This window comes from Pseudoalteromonas sp. SCSIO_11900 (assembly GCF_000576475.1).
Classification (GTDB): domain Bacteria; phylum Pseudomonadota; class Gammaproteobacteria; order Enterobacterales; family Alteromonadaceae; genus Pseudoalteromonas; species Pseudoalteromonas tetraodonis.
On sequence record NZ_KK070025.1, the window covers coordinates 53275 to 72369 of the forward strand.

Consider the following 19095-nt stretch of genomic DNA (forward strand, 5'->3'; position numbering starts at 1 on the left):
GAAGCAAAAGGTTTTGGTTTTATTGAGCAAGAATCTGGCGCAGACGTTTTCGCACATTTCAGTGCTATCTCTGGCGACGGTTTCAAAACATTAGCCGAAGGCCAAAAAGTACAGTTTACTGTAACGCAAGGTCAAAAAGGCCCGCAAGCTGAAAACATCGTTTGCATCTAAATAGTTTTAATTGATGGGTTAGTGTTAACCCATCAATACTTATAAGTTTGAAAGAAGTTTTGTTTTATTTGTTAGTACCCCGTTGTTTTAGTAATAATCCTACGCGATATCCTCAAGTTAACTATTTTTTCGGCTCAATCGCCTCTTTTCAGGCACACTTTAATTAATTTTTAGGATACATATTATGTCTAATACAACTACTGGTTCAGTAAAATGGTTTAACGAAGCAAAAGGTTTTGGTTTTATTGAGCAAGAATCTGGCGCAGACGTTTTCGCACATTTCAGTGCTATCTCTGGCGACGGTTTCAAAACATTAGCCGAAGGCCAAAAAGTACAGTTTACTGTTACTCAAGGTCAAAAAGGCCCGCAAGCTGAAAACATCGTTTGCATCTAAATATAGAGGGAGTGGGCTTTAAAGCGCACTTACCCCGCTTAAACTCGTGTTAAGCAATAAAGCTAATATCATTATGATATTAGCTTTTTTTTTGACAAAAATTTATACAACGTAACCGCTAAAGCCAAGCGCTTTAAAATAAAGCTTTGGAATACCAAATCCACATTCATTCAGTAGTTCACTAAAGCGCATACGATCTAGGGGGTAAAACTCTCTTTCGAGGTTATGCCCCATTTGAGTTTTGCCTGCTTCAGTTAGGCCTAATTGAGCACAGGTGTTTAATTGTGACTCACGTTCAAATGTTGTTTCTGGGCGCATTAAATCAGCAATATAAAGATTCGCTCCTTTTTTAAGGTTAGCTTTAATGCTTTTAAGAATTTGTTTTTTGTCGCCGTTATCTTCTACAAAATGCATCACCAGTAAACATAATACGGCGTCTGCTTTCGCTTTTACTTTATCAACTGGGCTACATTCAATAGTGACACGGCTATCAATACCTTGCTCTGCAAAGCGTTGTTTTGCAATATCGAGCATATCACTGGAGATGTCTTGGGCAGTAAACTGCCATTTAGGATTCATTTTTGCTAATGCTAATACTTCCTTACCTGTGCCGGCACCAATCACTAAAATGTGTGCATCGTCGCTTAACGTGGTTTGCAGCTGTGCATTGGTTAGTTGATGAAGTAGCTCATAGCCTGGGACTAAACGGGTAATGCGGTTATCATATTCTTGTGCTTCTTCGCCTGTGAAAGTGGGCATGCTATCTCCTTAAATTACGTTTATGGTGGAGTATCCACCCGGTTTTTTAGCGACATGAATTTGCGTAGCAACGCGTTCGCTCATTTCACTTACATGTGAAATTACACCGACCTTTCTACCTTGCGCTTGTAATGAATCTAGCGCGTCCATGGCAATACTGAGTGTTTCACTATCTAGTGTTCCAAAGCCCTCGTCAACAAATAACGAGTTAATTTGCACTTTGTTCGAAGATAGTGAGGCAAGTCCCAGTGCTAATGCCAACGACACTAAAAACGATTCACCGCCAGATAGTGTATTGACCGAGCGTTGTTCATCGGCCATATCTCGGTCGATAATGGCTATATCAAGTGACTCAGCAATTGCAGTGAGCTCATAACGCTTGTTAAGGGTTTTTAAATGGCTATTAGCATAATGCAGCAATATTTTGAGTGTTTGTGTTTGCGCTAAATTGCGCATTGTTTTCCCTGTGGCATCGCCTAGTACTTTATTAAGTAAATGCCATTGGTCAACCTGTTGCTTGAGCTGGCTCAGTTCAGCTTGTTTACCCTCAAGCGCTTTTGCATTTTGGTTGTGCTGCTCAATCGCGGTATTGATGGTGAGTAAGCTATTTTGCAATTGTGTTTGCTGGGTATCTAAGTGGGTTTGTTGCTCAATTAGCTGTGCTTCGCTTTGCGTTGGCTGATTATTTTGTTGATGTTGTTCATTAGCTTGTTGCTGTTGTTTTAACGCGGCACTGGCATCAACGACTGCTTGCGATAGTTGCTCGCCTTGCTTTAACTGAGTTTTAATATCGTCGTTGCTGATAGTTAGTAAAAATGTGACTTGTTCATGACTGATATCGCCATGAAGGATGTTAAATTCTTTAAACCAGTCGTTGTAACGCGTTTCAAGCATCACTAACTCTTGGTGGTTATCTGCCAGACGATGCTCAAGGTTTTTAAGCGTGATGGCGTGTTCATCGCGCTGTTTTACGGCACTGTCGTGTGCTTGTTGGCTGGCACTTAATTGGTTTTGGCAGTGCTCTAGCTGTGCTGACAGTTTAGCTTGGTAGTCATCAGCGCTAATAGTTTGGTTATCAAATAAGGCTAAGCGCTGTTGCTGCGTATTATTGTGCTGTTGCTGTGTTTGAGTTAATTCTTCATTGAGCGTGTTAACTCGCTGCTCTGCTTTGGTTATAAGCGGTGTTAGTTGTTGTAACTGTACATTGGCGCTGTCGCATTGTTTTTGACTTTGTTCAAGCTGTGCTTGGATTTGCTGATATTGTTCTACCTGCTGAGCTAAATCGCTAAGCGTTAACGATCCTGCTTGCAATGCGTGCCAAAAATCACTGTGTTCAAAATGTAAATTGAGCTCTTTTATAATCGCTTCGTTTTGAGTTGCTAGTTCATCGCATTTGTTATTAAGCTGAGATTGCTGATTGCTCAGCTCAACATGCTGTGTGTTTAATTGTTGCTGTGTCGCTTGTTCTTTTTTAACTGTGCTTTGCAGCTGGTTAACAGTTTCTTGCAAATTACTAAGCTGTTTTTGCGCCGAAAAATACTGTGTTTTTTGTTCACTTAATTGCTTATAAGTTTCATCAAGCTGCTCAACTGTTAACTCATTAAGCTCGGTTTTAGCCGCTTGCATGGTATTTTTAATTTCCAGCATTTTGGCTTGTGCATCACTAATGGCTTGGCTGTACTGAGCATGCTCTGCCACCAAAACAGCGTGTTGTGTTTGGTGTTGATGAAGCTGTGCTTGAGCATCTTGGTGTTGCTGCTTTTCGTTATTATATGCATTTTCAAAGTCGGTTATTAGGTTTGTAAAAGGTTGGCTTTGATTGCTCGCGAACGGGTGCTCTGTAGCCCCACAAACGGCACACGACTCATTTGGAACCAGTTGTGCGCGTAAATGCTCAACATGCTCACTGGCACGAAGCCGCGCTTGATTGAGTGCTTGCTCTGCGTGTTTAAGTGCCTGCTCTTTGCTGGTTAAATGCGTAAGCAGCGTAGTTTTAGTGTGTTCACTGTGGCTGAGCTTTTCTGCCACATCACGTTGCTGTTGCACCGTGTGTTTTAATTCTTGGTTAAACTGCTTATAGTGTGTGCGCTGATCTTTTAAATAATCAATGTTTTTAAGCTTACTGTCGCATTGTTCAATATTAAATTGAGCGTGCTGCTGGTTTAGCTTATTTAGGCTTTGCTGCTGCGTTGTAAGCGTTTGCTCTGCTTGTTCGAGTTGTTTATTTTGCTCGCTAAGTTTCGCTGTGAGTATTGTTTGTTGCTCTGCATGAGACTGGGCTTGCTGCTGGGTTGTTTTTAGTTGTGTATGAGTATTAAAAAACTGCTTAAAGCTATGATGAAAATAGTTCCAATCAGTTGCCAATGGCTTTAATTGACTCTGCTCGTTTAACCAGTGCTGATGCCCTGCGATTTGCGTTGTGGCTTGCTCTGCACTTTTTTTGTTTTGTTGTAGCTGCTGTTGTAAATCACTTAATTGTTGCTGCTCTTTGGCGCTTTGTTGAGTCAGACTTTTTATAGTTTGGTTATATATTGTTAATTGGCTGTCGAGCTCTCGCGCTTTTGCAATCAGAGGCTCTGCTGTTAGCTTTTGTTGTTTTGCTGTATCTAATTCGTTTTGCTGTTTTTTAACGTTATTGGCTTGCTCGGTGATCAGCGCGTTGTGATCAAACTCGTTTAATTGTTTTATTTGTGTATTTAACTGGCTATTTTGCGCTGTTAAGCTTTCACAGCGCTGGCGGTTATCTTTAATTTCAAGCGCACTTTGCGCTTGTTTTGCTTGCTCAGTTTGCGCTTTAACAGCATTGAGTGCGGCATGTGCTTGTTGCTCGCTTTGCTGAGCATTTTTTAATGCCAGCTCCAAGCTATGCGCTTGCTTATACCAATTAACGCCTTGCTCTGTCGTTGCTAAAGTTGTTTTAGTGTGTTCAATTTGTTGTTTTAAATCAGCCAGCGTTTGTTGTTTTTCACTCAGCTCATCGTCAGACAATAACGTATAACTGGCTAAACTTGCCGTTAGTAATTCAAATTTATCTTTAATAGCTTTGTTGCGCTCAAATATACGCTGCCCTATTCGACTAAATTTATCGGTGCCAGTCAGGCACTCTAAAAGCTGCGCGCGCTCATCGCCAGTGGCTTTTAAAAAGGCGGCAAACTCATGTTGTGCTAGTAACACCGCACGCGAGAACTGCTCAAAGGTTAAACCTATTTTATTTTCTATGGCTTTTAAGCTGCCACTTTTGTCAGCAATTAAGGTTTCATCGGGTAGGCTATGTAAAGTATGTTCGGCCACTTTAAGTTTGCCGGTTACTTTTTTATGTGTACGTTGAATACTATAGCGTGCTCTATAAAGTTGTTGGTCTTGGCCACTAAAATCTACTTCGGCGTACCCTTCCCATTTGCCACGGCGCAATAAATTGCGGGCATCGTTAAGCTTAATGTTATCGCCATTAAAATCAATTAGGTTACCTTTATCGCCTTTCAAACGCGCAGTTTTTGTATAAAGCGCTAAGCAGATAGCATCGAGTACGGTGCTTTTTCCTGCGCCGGTGTCACCTGTAATGGCAAAGAGGCCTGCGTCTTTGAGTGGTGAGGCTAAAAAGTCGATTTCGGCATCGGCAATGGAGGCTAAATTATGAATACGAACAGCCGTTATTTTCATAGCAGTTGCTCCTGTTCAAGTTCTTCAATTACCTCGGTTAACAGTGCTTTTAATTCATTGGGCACGGTCGCTGCGGCCATATCTTTATCATTATTAAATGCTTGTTCGAGTAAGCTAATTGGGTTGAGCATTTCAACAAAGCTTAAATCTTCAAATACCGTTTCTGAGGAATTACTCATTTGCTGGTCACGAACTCGCTCTATGCCACAAAAATTAACTTGTTTTCCTTTAAGTGCTTGCTCAATTTGTTCTCGAAAGGTGGTATCGATATCACTTGATTTAAGTTTTACTCGTAAGTAGGGAGCCATGTCGTATTGCTCTGTATCGAGTGCTTTTATTTGCTCACACAGCTGCGCTAAAGGTACACACTCCCCTTCAGGAAGTACAATCACTTCTGCTAAGCGCGGAATGTAAAGGGGGTTTACAGTGGTGTTTAACGGTTGGTTTTTTTGCGCGCTAAATTCAACCACATTTACTTGATGGGTATACTTTCTCTCTGAAAACGACATTGGAATAGGCGTGCCGCAGTAACGTATTTGCTCATTTCTAGCTACTAGTTGTGCTTTATGTAAATGGCCTAGTGCGACGTAATTGGCATGTTTACCAAATACCGACGCTGAAATAGCTTCTTCACCGCCAATGACCAAATTACGTTCAGAGTCATTGGAAATATTACCGCCTTTTGCATGCAAATGACCCATAACAATTAAAGGCGTATTTTCAGCGTTAAGTGTTAGCGCATGTTCAAGAGCAAGTTCATAGGCTTTTGCAACGCCTTGTGCGTAACTAGGGCCATCTTTGGTTTGGCTAAGCGTGCTTATGTCACTGGTGCGTAAAAAAGGCATAGCGAGTACCACAGCGCGTTTATCATCGTTATTAATCGTTATCACAACGTCACTGGGTTTAGCAGGATCAAACCGCCCTACCACATAAGTATCAAACTGGGCTAATAAGGGCTGTGCAGCCAAAATACGATTAGCGGAGTCATGATTACCCGCAATAATAACAACGTGTAATTGTGGGCACTGGGCTTTGGCGTTTTTTATAAATTGATAGAGTTGGTTTTCGGCGCTAGCACTCGGTGTGGCAGTATGATAAATATCACCTGCAACAAGCAATAAATCGATTTGTTGGTTAACGAGGGTGGTTAACAGCCAAGAGAAAAAAGCATGGTGTTCATGACGGCGATCATGTTCATAAAATTGCTGACCTAGGTGCCAGTCTGAAGTGTGAAGAACTTTCATTTTGCGCTCTTAAAAAATCATAAGGTCGCCAATATACCCAAGGCAATTAAAGATGCAAGTATCGCTTTAGGTTAAAGTATACCAAGCTATAAAAATAAGGGGCAAAGCAGCGAGCGCGATTGTTAAAGGCCACTTTAATGCTTTGGCTTTTTTAGCTTGTAATACTTGCAGTGCATTAGTTTCATTACAAGCAGCGACTTTATCAATATACAGATAACCCGAGTTTATATACTGCTTACAATTTTGCACGTCTGCTGGTATTGCAATTAGCTTTTGCTGCTTTTTTAGGATATAAAAATCCATAAACTCACCACACTACTAGTTAGAACAAAATATTTGAGAGAAACGCAAAAAAATGCTCTCAAATTAAAAAAGTGGGCGATTCTAATTACAAACCATAGTAAAGATCAACCTAAAACTGCGTTATTTAGCTTTTTTAATGAAAATAGCTGTGTTTTTTCGTTTTATCTTGATAGCCAGTGTGTTTTGTAAACCCCCTTTACAGTTTTGTTTAGCGTATTAATTGCTTTTGTTTTTTATTAAATTTCTGACGAAATTTCCGTTCTTTTTTGTTGTATAAAACGCTATTTATTGTATTTACAAAAAGGTGTGGAATATCACCCTATAAAAGCAGGATTTTATCGCTATTTTATTGAAGCTAAGCTGTAAATTTGTCACAGTAGCGTTACTAAAATCGATCAGGATTAACAATGAAGAAAAATTTACTTACACTGAGCGCGTTTGTATTGCCTTTGGCAATGGCAAGCACTGTGCTTGCCTCATCTGTTGAGCAAACTAAAGGCAGCTATGTTGATAAGTTTCGTCAACTAGATGAAGCTTTACCTACTCCTAATGTTTACCGCAGTGCAGCAGGTGCCCCTGCTGAAAATTATTGGCAGCAACGCGTTGACTACGATATTGATGTAACACTCGATGAGCAAAAGCGTCGCTTAACGGGGAGTCAAACAATTGAATATAAAAATAACTCTCCACATACATTAAAGTATTTATGGCTTCAGCTTGATCAAAATATTTTTAAAAATGACTCAATTGCAGAAACCACGCAAACATTTAAAAGTACCCTACAGAACGAACCTGATGCAAAGCCTGCTAAGTTAAGCTTAGGTGATTTACGTCGTCAACAGTTTATGAACGATAATGAACTGGGTTACACCATTAGCAATGTTAAAGATGAAGATGGTAAAGCGCTGCGCGTGACTGTGGTTGATACCTTAATGCGCATTGATTTAAATACGCCACTTAAACCTGGTAAGGATGTTGAGTTTAGTATGGACTTTGCGTTTAACCTCGTTGAAGAAGACGCGGTAGGCGCACGTGCAGGTTACGAGCATTTTGAAGAAGACGGTAACGATATTTTCTTAGTTGCACAGTGGTTTCCTCGCTTAGCGGCTTACACCGATTACGAAGCATGGACAAACAAACCGTTTTTAGGCAGTGGTGAGTTCACTTTAGAGTTTGGTGACTACGATGTTGAAATTACGGTTCCTGCGGATCATATTGTATCAGCAACTGGTAAGCTTGATAACCCAAGCTCGGTATTGACCAGCACTCAGCGCAAGCGTTTAAAAGAAGCTGAAACAGCAAAACGCCCTGTGTTTGTTGTTACCGAAGAAGAAGCGCTCGAAAACGAAAAAGCCGGTACAGACAAAACAAAAACATGGCATTTTAAAGCAGAAAATGTTCGTGACTTTGCTTGGGCATCATCACGTAAATTTATGTGGGATGCTAAAGGTTACCAGCAAGGTGGTGATGAACAGCCACTCGTTATGGCGATGTCGTTCTTCCCTAAAGAAGGTGGCGACTTATGGAAGAAATACTCAACTGAAGCGGTTGTACACACGATGGAAGTGTATTCACAATATTCATTTGATTACCCATACCCAACTGCGCAGTCAGTTAATGGCCCTGTAGGGGGGATGGAATACCCAATGATCACCTTTAATGGTCCACGTACAGATTTACAAGACGATGGTACACGCACTTACTCTCAAGCAGAAAAGCGCTTTTTAATTGGGGTTGTTATCCACGAGGTGGGGCATATTTACTTCCCAATGATTGTAAACTCAGATGAGCGCCAATGGACTTGGATGGATGAAGGTTTAAATAGCTTTTTAGACGGTGTTGCTGGGCGTGAATGGGATCCAACCATTCCATGGGGCGTTGAACCACGTGACATTGTTGCTTACATGAAGTCAGAGACTCAAGTGCCTATCATGACGCAATCAGACAGCGTGCTACGTTTAGGCCCTAATGCCTATACTAAACCTGCTGCGGCATTAAATATTTTACGTGAAGTGATTTTAGGGCGTGAATTATTTGATTTTGCCTTTAAAGAGTACGCTCAGCGCTGGAAGTATAAACGCCCTACTCCCGCTGATTTTTTCCGTACTATGGAAGAAGCCTCAGGTGTTGATTTAGATTGGTTCTGGCGTGGTTGGTTCTACACCACAGACCATGTTGATATCTCGCTTGATAAAGTATATCAATTACGGTTAGACACCAAAAATCCAGATATCGACTTTAAACGTTTACGTGATATTGAAGCAAATAAGCCAAGTTCATTATTTGTTGAGCGTAATCGCGCTGAAGGTAAACAAACGTGGGTTGAACAAAATCCAGATGTAACCGATTTTTATGACGAAAACGATCGCTTTACGGTTACCAATAAAGAACGTAATTCATACAATAAATTTTTAAAAGGCTTAAAACCGTGGGAGCGTAAAACCCTCGATCGCGCGCTAGAAGAAGACAAAAACTACTACGTGATGGAGTTTTCAAACCTTGGTGGCTTAGTGATGCCAATTCTTTTAGAGCTAACGTATGAAGATGGCACTAAAGAGGAACGTTATATTCCTGCAGAAATTTGGCGTCGTAATCACAAAAACGTACAAAAGCTGATTATTACCGACAAAAACAAACCGCTTACCTCAGTAACGGTTGATCCAGGCTGGGAAACAGCGGATGTTGATGTAGAAAATAACCACTATCCACGCCGTATTATTCCTTCGCGTATTGAAGTCTACAAACGTGAAAAGAGCAAGGCAAAAGTAAGCCGTGATATTATGCAAGATATCAAAACAGAGCTGAAAAAAGACGAGCCAAAAGACGAAAAAAATAACGACGAGGATCAATAATAATGCGCTTTTTGCTTATTATTGTTTGTTTTTTAATTGCTGCGCCAAGTATGGCGCATCAATTAAAATCATCCGTTACAACGGTGTTATTTAATCAGCGTACGCACAATATTGAAGTGATGCATCGTTTTTATTTACATGATACAGAGCATGCTGTTAGTAACTTGTTTAAAGGCAAAGTGGATATTATGAGTAACAAGCGTGACCAAAAACGCTTTGCCAAGTATGTTGAATCTCATGTTGCCTTACAAACCTTGAGCGGTGAGCCCCTCCCCCTTAATTATGTAGGTGCACAAGTGGATGGTAAGTTTTTTTGGGTGTACCAAGAAGCTGCTATTCCCGATAAGATTGAGGGCATTAGAATGAGTCATGGTGCACTGCGAGATTTGTGGCCTGCACAAGTGAATATGGTGAACGTTGAAGGGCGAGGAAAGATCAAAACCTTAAACTTTAGCCAAGACGATACCTGGCTTGAAGCGAAATTTGAGCCGAAATAACCACTATTATTGCGCACCTTTAGAGGGTGCGCACTTTCCTTTATAGCTGATCGAGTTAATTAATTGCATCGTAAAGTCTTTACTATACCAGTTATACAAACCCAAACTATTATGTTATCAAACTAACTATAATTAAATTTCAATGGACTGAGCTGTTTTTATATGTTTATTGATATACTTTTTATTAAAGGTTTAGATAACCTAAGCCAAACCTAGCATACTGAGCTAATTATTTAGCGCAAGGAATGAAATGAAAACGCAAATTGAGGCAATCAAAGGTGTTATTTTTGATTTAGACGGAACTTTAGTATCTTCAGAATTAAACTTTTCATTGATAAAAGCCCAAGTAGGTTGCCCTGCAGAGCAAGACTTACTCGATTACATAGAACAACTACCTTCCCCCTATATGCGTGAAGAAGCAATGAATATAGTGCATCAGCATGAGTTGTTAGATGCACAATCGGCTAAGCTTCTACCTGGCGTTTTAGAGGCTGTTAAAGCGCTACAAGCTAAAAACATACCTATGGCCATTGTTACACGTAATTTTGATAAAGCGGCCACACTAAAGTTGCAACACAACCCATTGCCAATAGAAATGGTACTCACTCGAACTGAAGCTCCGGCCAAACCCGATCCGAGTGCTTTATTAATGATTGCAAGGCAGTGGTCCATGCCCGTTGATAATGTTATTTACGTTGGTGATTATTTATATGACATACAAGCTGCTCATAATGCAAAAATGCGAGCCTGTTTATATGCTCCTGATGCAACCCTAACCCCTGCCTATGCCGAGCAAGCCGATTTTGTCATTCATGCGTTTGATGAATTGGTAACATTAATTGACAATTATGCTGAAAAAGTGAGGGTCTGTTGACCTTTCAAGGTTGAATTTGCAGCAGTCTGTTTGGTATTTAGGCAAGGCAGAGCCTATCTATACCCAAATTACCTTAATCTGCGAGTTTCAGTTGGAATTAAAAGCTATTTTGACAAGGCATTGATTGAAAATAATGGTTATTCCCTTGTTAAAATCAATAACGCAGTATAAATAGCTTTTAAACCAACCCGTAGGGCGTTTCACAGAAACTTACTCCCTTCGTTGTTCCTTTTTAAAAGGGACGACCATTATTGCAAAGGGAACGCCTTGATATTAAGTCCCTGTGAAACGCTGAATTCTGTATATTAAGGCAATTTGGGTATAATGTGGTTACTCCCCATAAATAGGCGATAACGCAGCATCAATGCCAAACAGGCGTTGCCCGGAGGGTTCTGCCTAGGGGCAATTAACTCTTTGTTGCCTACATGGATGTAGGTAAGGGGCGTGAGCAGGACGCGGAAGCTTTGCTCGGTTTTGACTTATTCTTACATGGATGTAAGTCAGTAGAATAACGCAGGAGCAGTTATCGAGCCCACTAGGTTACAAATCTCGCGACGCGATTAAATTGTCCCTAGTTTGAACAAATATCAATCCGCAAAGGTTAACAGACTCTGATTATGTTAAATTGAGCTTCGTTTTTATTTATTTAATGGCATTGGGTATTATTTAAATTAATCCTCCGCTGCTTTTGCACGGCATAACATGTTGAACCACTAGCCCAATACGCTTTGAATTGGTAAAATATCAAAAACAGAACGTATTCAATAGAGGCACAAGATGGGCAGAGCATTTGAAGTCCGCAAAAATTCGATGGCAAAAACAGCCAATGCGAAAACTAAAGTAAATTCAAAGTACGGTAAAGAAATTTACGTTGCAGCCAAAAGTGGTGAACCTGATCCCGATGTAAATCAAACATTGCGCCGCTTAATTGAAAAAGCCAAAAAAGACCAAGTCCCTGCGCACGTAATCGAAAAAGCAATTGAAAAAGCAGCCGGCGGGGCAGGGGAAGATTACTCTTCAGCCCGTTACGAAGGCTACGGCCCGGGTAATTGTATGGTGATTGTTGACTGTTTAACCGATAACCCAAACCGCACAATTAAAGATGTGCGTTTACCGTTTACTAAAACAGATTCAAAAATAGGTACACCTGGGTGTGTTGCACATATGTTTGATCACCTTGCTGTTTTGGGGTTTGCAGGCGACGACGATGAAGTCGTGTTAGAAGCCCTGATGATGGCTGACGTTGATGTAACCGATGTAGAAGCCGAAGATGGCAAGGTGTCGGTATTTGCACCGCATACTGAGTACTTTAAAGCTAAAAAGGCATTAGAAGAAGCATTTGAAGGCATTAACTTTGAAGTTGATGAAATTACCTTCGTTCCACAAGTACATGTTGAAATCACTGATGAAGAAGTCATTGCCAACTTTGATAAATTTATCAATATGCTTGAAGATTGCGATGACGTACAAAATGTTTATCACAACGCGACTATTAAAAATTAATTCGTAGCTAGTGAATAGTGATTATTCACTAGCGTTATAAAAAAATCAGCTTATTGATTTTTTATTTTTAGGTTAAGTTTTAAGTTAGTGCTGTGCTTTATATTTTAAGCGGTAGCTGTGTAGTAGCGGCTCTGTGTAACCGCTCGGTTGACTAACCCCTTCAAATACCAGTGCTAAAGCAGCTTGATACGCAATACTTTTAGCTAATGTCTGCTCATTAGTTGCCATGGGAATGTAAAGGCTGTCATGTTCATTTTGGCCATCAACAACCTTAGCCATTTTTGCCATCACTTTTTGTACTTGCTCTTTGCTACATACACCATGATGTAGCCAGTTGGCGATATGTTGGCTTGAAATACGTAAGGTGGCTCTGTCTTCCATTAAACCAATATGATTAATGTCAGGCACTTTAGAGCAGCCTATTCCTTGGTCAATCCAACGTACTACGTACCCTAAAATACCTTGCGCGTTGTTTTCAAGCTCGCTTTGAATATCTTCTTTTGATAGCGTTTCAGGGTTTGGCATGAGCGGCGGTGTAAGTAAGCTCTCTAGGCTTGCTATTTGACGCGTGGCAATGCTTTGCTGCAGGCTAAATACATCAACATCATGATAATGCATTGCGTGTAATGTGGCGGCAGTAGGGGAGGGCACCCAAGCGGTATTTGCGCCAGATTGAGGGTGCGCTATTTTTTGCTCCATCATCATCGCCATTTTATCTGGCATTGCCCACATACCTTTACCAATTTGCGCTTTATGGCTTAAGCCACAGGCTAGGCCAATATCAACGTTGCGATCTTCGTAAGCGCTGATCCAAGGCTGTGCTTTAATAGCCGCTTTCGGCAGCACAACACCCGCTTGCATTGAGGTATGAATTTCATCGCCAGTGCGGTCTAAAAAGCCAGTGTTAATAAACACAACACGCTCTTTTGCTGCATGAATACAGGCTTTTAAGTTGGCTGATGTACGACGTTCTTCATCCATAATACCCATTTTAAGGGTGTTTTTAGGCAAGCTCAGTGCCTCTTCAACCATACCAAACAAGGTATTAGCAAAGGCGACTTCATCAGGGCCATGCATTTTCGGTTTTACAATATTAATACTTTGCGCGGTTGAATTTTTAATCGTGTTTTTAGTGTTTAAATCGTGCAAAGCAGCTGTTGCGGTGAACATGGCATCCATAATGCCTTCAAACACATCATTGCCGCTTACATCCGTAATGGCTGGATTTGTCATTAAATGTCCCACGTTACGCACAAACATCATACTGCGCCCTTTGAGGGTCAGTTTTTGGCCATCAAGTCCTGTATATTGCCGGTCAGCTTGTAACGTGCGGTCGACCATTTTGTCGCCTTTTCTAAACGTTTCAACCAAGTTGCCTTGCATTAAACCAAGCCAGTTTTTGTAAACTTGTACTTTATCTTCTGCATCTACCGCGGCAACCGAGTCTTCACAATCCATAATGGTTGTTAGTGCGGCTTCTAGCACCACATCTTTTAGCCCTGCTTTATCTGCTTGACCAATAGGATGGTGATGGTCTATTTGCAGCTCAATATGCAATCCATTGTTTTTAAGTAAAATAACACTCGGGTTTTGTGCTTCACCTTGATAGCCAATCAGTTGCTCAGGGCTTTTAAGTATGGTGTGCGAACTGTCGCGCAGGGTAATAGCAAGGGCGCCGTCAACAATAGAATAGTTAGTACTTTCAATATGCGAGCCATTTTCAAGCGGTAATGCTTTGTCTAAAAACTGCCTTGCGTAAGCCATTACTTTAAAGCCACGAACAGGGTTGTATTGGCTGCCTTTTTCGGCGCCGTCGTCTTCGCTCAAAACATCGGTTCCATATAAAGCATCGTATAACGACCCCCAACGTGCATTAGCAGCATTAAGCGCAAAGCGTGCATTACTAACCGGCACCACTAGCTGTGGCCCTGCAGTCAACGCTATTTCTGGCTCTACATTTTGAGTTTCAATACTAAAGTTTTCAGGCTCATCAACTAGGTAGCCAATATCTTTTAAAAACGCTTGATACTGAGCTTGGTCAGCATTTTTATTTGCAAGGTGGTAGTCATCAATTTGCTTTTGTAGTTGTTCACGCTTAGCCAGTAGTGATTTGTTCAATGGTGTAAGTGTTTGCACTATGTGGGCAAAGCTTTTCCAAAACTGGTGTTCATCAAGATGGGTACCAGGTAATAATTGTTTTTTAACAAATTCAGCAAGTTGCTTATCAACGCTGAGTCCTGAATGGGTGAGAGTGTGGCTCATAATTAATATCCTTAAACGGTCCGACAGTGTGCAATTTTTTATATGCGTACACCTACCATATCGCAAAAAAGTGGCTTTGAATGCTTTTTAGTCATTCACTATATGTATAGCCGCAATAAAAACTATAAATTTACTAAATCTAAAAAATAAGCCTAATGTTTAATTAAGCGCTACAGAGCTAACGTGATGTAGTCACTCTCTCAACAATAAATATTAATACCCGTTCGAAGGACTTTATTATGACAACATATCAAGGCGAAACAGATACACTAGCAACATTATGCCAATCACAAGGCAGTGCATGGAAAACAATTAATCCTGAATACGCAACACGTATGCGTTTACAAAATCGTTTTCGCTCTGGTGTTGATATTGCACAATTTACAGCAGACATCATGCGTGAAGACATGGCTGCATACGATAAAGATACAAGCCAGTACACACAGTCTTTAGGTTGTTGGCATGGTTTTACTGCGCAACAAATGATGATGGCAATCAAGCGTCATCAAAAAACAACTAAACGCAGTTACGTATACCTAAGTGGTTGGATGGTTGCAGCGCTTCGCTCTGAGTTTGGTCCACTTCCAGATCAAAGTATGCACGAGAAAACATCAGTACCTGCACTTATCGAAGAAATCTACACCTTCTTAAAGCAAGCGGATGCACGTGAACTTGACCATTTATTTAACGAGCTAGACGATGCAAAAGCAAACGGCGGCGACGTTCAAGCAGTGCTTAATAAAATTGATAACTTTGAAACGCATGTTGTGCCAATCATTGCTGATATTGACGCCGGTTTTGGTAACGAAGAAGCGACTTACCTACTTGCTAAAAAGATGATTGAAGCGGGTGCATGTGCTATTCAAATCGAAAACCAAGTATCAGACGCTAAGCAATGTGGTCACCAAGCAGGTAAAGTGACCGTTCCTCATGAAGACTTTTTAGCTAAAATTAATGCAGTACGTTACGCGTTTTTAGAGCTAGGTATTGATAACGGTATTATCGTTGCGCGTACCGATTCACTAGGTGCAAGCCTTACGCAAAAAGTACCGGTTTCAAAAAAACCAGGTGACTTAGCAAGCCAATACAATGCATTTTTAGAAACAACCCCAGTAAACAGTGTTGATGACTTGAATGAAGGCGAAACAGCAATGAAGCTTAATGGCCAGCTTTGTAAGCCTACACGCCTAGACAATGGTTTATACCAGTTCCGCGAAGGCACTGAAAAAGACCGTGTAGTACTAGATTGTGTAACTAGCCTACAGTCAGGCGCTGATTTACTGTGGATTGAAACAGAAAAACCACACGTAAAACAAATTGCAGAGCTGGTAAATCGCGTTAAAGAACAAGTTCCAGATGCTAAATTAGTATACAACAACTCACCGTCGTTCAACTGGACGCTTAAGTTCCGTGAGCAAGTATACCAAGAGTGGCAAGAAGCAGGTCGTGACCTTAGCGCTTACCCAAGTATTGATGATAACAAAGCGCTTATGGCTCCAGAAATGGATTCAACAGAGCTTGCTGCAGCTGCAGACTTACTGGTACAAAACTTCCAACGCGATGGTGCACGTGAAGCAGGTATTTTCCATCACCTAATCACATTGCCAACGTACCATACAGCGGCACTAAGTACAGATATTCTATCTGAAGGTTACTTTGGTGACTTAGGTATGCTGGCTTATGTACGTGACGTACAGCGTCAAGAAATCCGTCGTGAACAAGCGTCAGTTAAGCATCAAGACCTTGCAGGCTCAAACATTGGTGATACACACAAAGAGTACTTCTCTGGCGAGAATGCACTTAAAGCCGGTGGTGAAGCTAACACCATGAACCAATTCTAATTCAACTAGATAGTGTTACTTAAGGGCCGCAAGGCCCTTTTTTTATGCCTGCATAAAGGCATAATTTAATAGATCAGTATTTTACTAGCTAGTTATTCAGGGATGCAATGCAGGTTAAGAGTGTAAATAAATTTAAAGGATGTTTATGCTTGGCTGTGAGGACTTTATGTTGATTACGCTTTGACACGTGTAAGCACAATAAATTAACTGTTTTTGCCGTATATAGATCAGAGTTTAACTAACATAGTGAAAGCAGATCACGATTTAACTAGCTAGTTAAAATACAGATCAGGTTTTAACTAACCATGATAAAAACAGCCATTCTCTTCATCATTAAGGGTAGATTTGCCTTTCTAATCCTCAATTTGAGCATCTAAACGCTTAATTTAAAGATTTTTAACTAGGGTTTAGAAAGTAATAAACCGATTTTTTACTAACTGTCGCTACTTATAAAACATTTTTTTACTAACTGAGGGCTTATAAACAGTGACTCAAACCGAATTTTTACTAACTCAAAGGGGTTGAGTTAGTATAAACCGAATTTTTACCAACTCAGTTTGAAGCTAAGTCCGATATTTAGCTAAAGTATGTAAGGGATTACTCACATTATTGCTGTAAAGGGGGTTTACACTTGTGAGCTTCGAGCAACGAGCTTGTATAGCTCGTTACTCATAACTCTACGTTTTATTTCGAATGCTTATCAAACCACCACTGAATGTAAGCCACTTTAGTCATTAAATTTGATGGACGGGCAGTTATACCATGTGAAGCGTTTGGAATACGCACCATCGCGGTATCAACCCCCTGCAATTTTAAGGCTTGATAAAACTGCTCTGTTTCTGAAATAGGCGTACGGTAGTCTGCCTCACCCGTGAGTAACATGGTTGGGGTTTTAACATTGCCAACATAACTGATGGGTGAGCGTTTCATGTAATGCTCAATATGATCCCAAGGTTTGCCCGGAAACCAATAATCGGCAAAGAAAGGATAGGAAGTCGGCAGTGAGTACAAAGCTGATCCAATTAATTACTGGTTTGGCAACCACAGCTGCAGCAAAGCGATCTGTATGACCTACAATCCAAGCAGTTAATACACCGCCGCCAGAGCCACCGGTTACAAATAGTTTAGATTCATCAATAAACCCTTTGGCAACGAGTGCATCAACACCCGTCATTAAATCATCGTAGTCATTGCTTGGGTAATTATGATGAATGGTTTGCGCAAACTCTTTACCGTATGAATCACTACCACGCGGGTTCATGTATAAAACCACGTTCCCTTTAGCGGCAAAAAGTTGTACTTCGGCACTAAAGTGCGGGCCATAATTAGCGACAGGGCCACCATGAATTTCAAGCACTAGTGGGTATTTTTTTGATTTATCAAAACCCGGTGGGTAAGCAATCCAGCCTTGTATTGGCAGCTCATCGTGGCTTGATTTAAGCCATAATTCTTCAACCTCAGCGAGTTGCTTGGTTGCGAGTGCATCAGAATTTAAATCGGTTAAGCGCTGTGCTTTACCGCGCTTTATTGTGGCTACATCAGCAGGGCGCTGGGTATCGGCCAATGTAAATGCAACATGACCATTTTCACTAATATCGAAATCGCCACCGGAATAAGGGCGACCAAACGCAACACTGCCTATTTGTTCGGTAATCACTTTGCGTTTGCCACTTCGAGGTTGATAAGCCAGCGCAGTTTGCCCTTCATCGGCATAGCTATAATAAAGCCCTTTTGAGTTCGCGCTCCACTTAATTTGGCCAACACTTCTATCAAAATCGGTGGTTAGGCTGTGAGTATTCCCTGTTTTTAAATCGCGAATATAGAGTTGGGTGTTTTCGTAATTAGTACGCTTGTCGTCATACCCTGTATAGGCAAGGTATTTGCCATCGGGTGACACTTTAGGTTGTTGATCGGGCCCATTACGCTCAGTTAGAGGGAAAATGGCTAGCGAGTTTAAATCGAGTTGATAGAGCTCAGTGTTAGTGGGCTTCAATTCATTATTTTCATTGCGATTAGCAGAAAAATACAAAGTTTTACCGTCTTTACTAAAGCTGACTCCCCCACCATTATTAAAATTATCGTTGGTGAGTTGTTGAGCATTACCGCCATTGGCATCAAGTGTAAATAATTGACTAAACCCTTTTTCAGTATAACCCCCTCCATCGGCACGATAATAAACATCGTCAATATATTTAGCAGGCTCTGCCCACGTGGCACCTTTTGGTTTTCCAGTTAAGCTGACAGGCGCAGACGTCGCCATTGGAACAAACATACTAAATACCAGCTGGTTTGAATCAGGAGTCCAAGTTAGTGAGCTTGGATTGCTAGTTAAATTACTAACCTTAGCGATAGCCCCTGTTTTTAACCATTTAATATATTTGGTTGCTACCATCTCGGTTTGATATGAAAGCAAGTCGCTGTCCGTCAGGAGAGACTACTGGCGAATACACCAGAAGTTAATGGTTGTAGTTGCCCTGTGCTGTAATCAACAGACCAAATATTGCCTACTTTACGGTCGGTTTTAATATCCATGCGGTTGCGAACAAAATACACGGTTTTACCGTCTTCTGTTATGTCTATTTGGTTGGCATATTCAAGATTAAAGATATCTTGAAGTTGTAATGTATCGGTATTGGCAACAGCTAATTGACTGCTGCCCAGTATAAGACTCATAGCTAAAAACGTTTTCATTATTTATCCCTGTTTTAAATCACAGCTCTATTTAGAGGGTAGGA

12 protein-coding genes and 1 pseudogene are annotated in these 19095 nt (G+C 40.9%); 7 read left to right on the forward strand and 6 right to left on the reverse strand.

What is annotated here, in order from left to right; all coding sequences use genetic code 11:
- A partial coding sequence (locus BG00_RS14575; RefSeq protein WP_036983595.1) for a cold-shock protein occupies nucleotides 1-171 on the forward strand: 171 nt, incomplete at its 5' end.
- A 184-nt stretch (nucleotides 172-355) separates the two neighbouring features.
- On the forward strand, nucleotides 356-565 hold the full coding sequence (locus tag BG00_RS14580; protein WP_036983594.1) for a cold-shock protein: 210 nt from the start codon (nucleotides 356-358) through the stop codon (nucleotides 563-565).
- A gap of 102 nt (nucleotides 566-667) precedes the next feature.
- Here BG00_RS14580 and BG00_RS14585 read toward each other — a convergent pair whose 3' ends face one another.
- The 4 genes from BG00_RS14585 to BG00_RS14600 all read right to left on the reverse strand — a co-directional run bounded on the left by BG00_RS14585 (nucleotide 668) and on the right by BG00_RS14600 (nucleotide 6531).
- On the reverse strand, nucleotides 668-1324 hold the full coding sequence (locus BG00_RS14585; protein ID WP_036983596.1) for a class I SAM-dependent methyltransferase: 657 nt from the start codon (nucleotides 1322-1324) through the stop codon (nucleotides 668-670).
- 9 nt (nucleotides 1325-1333) lie between these two features.
- Complete coding sequence (locus BG00_RS14590) at nucleotides 1334-4984, reverse strand: AAA family ATPase (protein WP_036983597.1); 3651 nt, start codon at nucleotides 4982-4984, stop codon at nucleotides 1334-1336.
- Nucleotides 4981-6228, reverse strand: coding sequence for an exonuclease SbcCD subunit D (locus BG00_RS14595; protein WP_036983598.1), 1248 nt, complete (start codon nucleotides 6226-6228; stop codon nucleotides 4981-4983). The genes BG00_RS14590 and BG00_RS14595 overlap by 4 nt, the downstream gene beginning before the upstream one ends.
- A gap of 66 nt (nucleotides 6229-6294) precedes the next feature.
- Entirely contained in the window at nucleotides 6295-6531 is a 237-nt protein-coding gene (locus BG00_RS14600; RefSeq protein WP_036983599.1) for a hypothetical protein, read from the reverse strand.
- Nucleotides 6532-6938: 407 nt separating this feature from the next.
- On the opposite strand from BG00_RS14600, the gene BG00_RS14605 reads away from it, so the two are divergent.
- The 4 genes from BG00_RS14605 to BG00_RS14620 all read left to right on the forward strand — a co-directional run bounded on the left by BG00_RS14605 (nucleotide 6939) and on the right by BG00_RS14620 (nucleotide 12257).
- Nucleotides 6939-9383, forward strand: coding sequence for a M1 family metallopeptidase (locus BG00_RS14605; protein WP_036983600.1), 2445 nt, complete (start codon nucleotides 6939-6941; stop codon nucleotides 9381-9383).
- A gap of 2 nt (nucleotides 9384-9385) precedes the next feature.
- The gene (locus BG00_RS14610) at nucleotides 9386-9880 is read left to right on the forward strand and encodes a DUF6702 family protein (RefSeq protein ID WP_036983601.1); all 495 of its coding nucleotides are present in this window, start codon (nucleotides 9386-9388) and stop codon (nucleotides 9878-9880) included.
- Nucleotides 9881-10130: 250 nt separating this feature from the next.
- A complete protein-coding gene (locus BG00_RS14615; RefSeq protein WP_036983602.1) occupies nucleotides 10131-10754 on the forward strand; it encodes an HAD family hydrolase in 624 nt (207 codons plus the stop codon).
- A gap of 777 nt (nucleotides 10755-11531) precedes the next feature.
- A complete protein-coding gene (locus tag BG00_RS14620; RefSeq protein WP_036983603.1) occupies nucleotides 11532-12257 on the forward strand; it encodes a YebC/PmpR family DNA-binding transcriptional regulator in 726 nt (241 codons plus the stop codon).
- Between the two features lie 84 nt (nucleotides 12258-12341).
- Here BG00_RS14620 and BG00_RS14625 read toward each other — a convergent pair whose 3' ends face one another.
- The gene (locus BG00_RS14625; protein ID WP_036983604.1) at nucleotides 12342-14519 is read right to left on the reverse strand and encodes a malate synthase G; all 2178 of its coding nucleotides are present in this window, start codon (nucleotides 14517-14519) and stop codon (nucleotides 12342-12344) included.
- 239 nt (nucleotides 14520-14758) lie between these two features.
- Here BG00_RS14625 and BG00_RS14630 point away from each other — a divergent pair, with 239 nt between their 5' ends.
- Nucleotides 14759-16360, forward strand: a complete 1602-nt coding sequence (locus BG00_RS14630) for an isocitrate lyase (protein ID WP_036983605.1) — start codon at nucleotides 14759-14761, stop codon at nucleotides 16358-16360.
- 684 nt (nucleotides 16361-17044) lie between these two features.
- Here the strand turns inward: BG00_RS14630 and BG00_RS14635 are convergent.
- Nucleotides 17045-19051: pseudogene (locus BG00_RS14635) on the reverse strand (prolyl oligopeptidase family serine peptidase).
- Between the last annotated feature and the right edge of the window lie 44 nt (nucleotides 19052-19095).

Bases quoted from the DNA above. Each gene is read 5' to 3' on its own strand.
- BG00_RS14580 (WP_036983594.1), top strand. From the start codon at position 356: ATGTCTAATACAACTACTGGTTCAGTAAAATGGTTTAACGAAGCAAAA.
- BG00_RS14605 (WP_036983600.1), top strand. From the start codon at position 6,939: ATGAAGAAAAATTTACTTACACTGAGCGCGTTTGTATTGCCTTTGGCA.
- BG00_RS14615 (WP_036983602.1), top strand. From the start codon at position 10,131: ATGAAAACGCAAATTGAGGCAATCAAAGGTGTTATTTTTGATTTAGAC.
- BG00_RS14600 (WP_036983599.1), bottom strand. From the start codon at position 6,531: ATGGATTTTTATATCCTAAAAAAGCAGCAAAAGCTAATTGCAATACCA.
- BG00_RS14630 (WP_036983605.1), top strand. From the start codon at position 14,759: ATGACAACATATCAAGGCGAAACAGATACACTAGCAACATTATGCCAA.
- BG00_RS14610 (WP_036983601.1), top strand. From the start codon at position 9,386: ATGCGCTTTTTGCTTATTATTGTTTGTTTTTTAATTGCTGCGCCAAGT.
- BG00_RS14590 (WP_036983597.1), bottom strand. From the start codon at position 4,984: ATGAAAATAACGGCTGTTCGTATTCATAATTTAGCCTCCATTGCCGAT.
- BG00_RS14595 (WP_036983598.1), bottom strand. From the start codon at position 6,228: ATGAAAGTTCTTCACACTTCAGACTGGCACCTAGGTCAGCAATTTTAT.
- BG00_RS14620 (WP_036983603.1), top strand. From the start codon at position 11,532: ATGGGCAGAGCATTTGAAGTCCGCAAAAATTCGATGGCAAAAACAGCC.
- BG00_RS14625 (WP_036983604.1), bottom strand. From the start codon at position 14,519: ATGAGCCACACTCTCACCCATTCAGGACTCAGCGTTGATAAGCAACTT.
- BG00_RS14585 (WP_036983596.1), bottom strand. From the start codon at position 1,324: ATGCCCACTTTCACAGGCGAAGAAGCACAAGAATATGATAACCGCATT.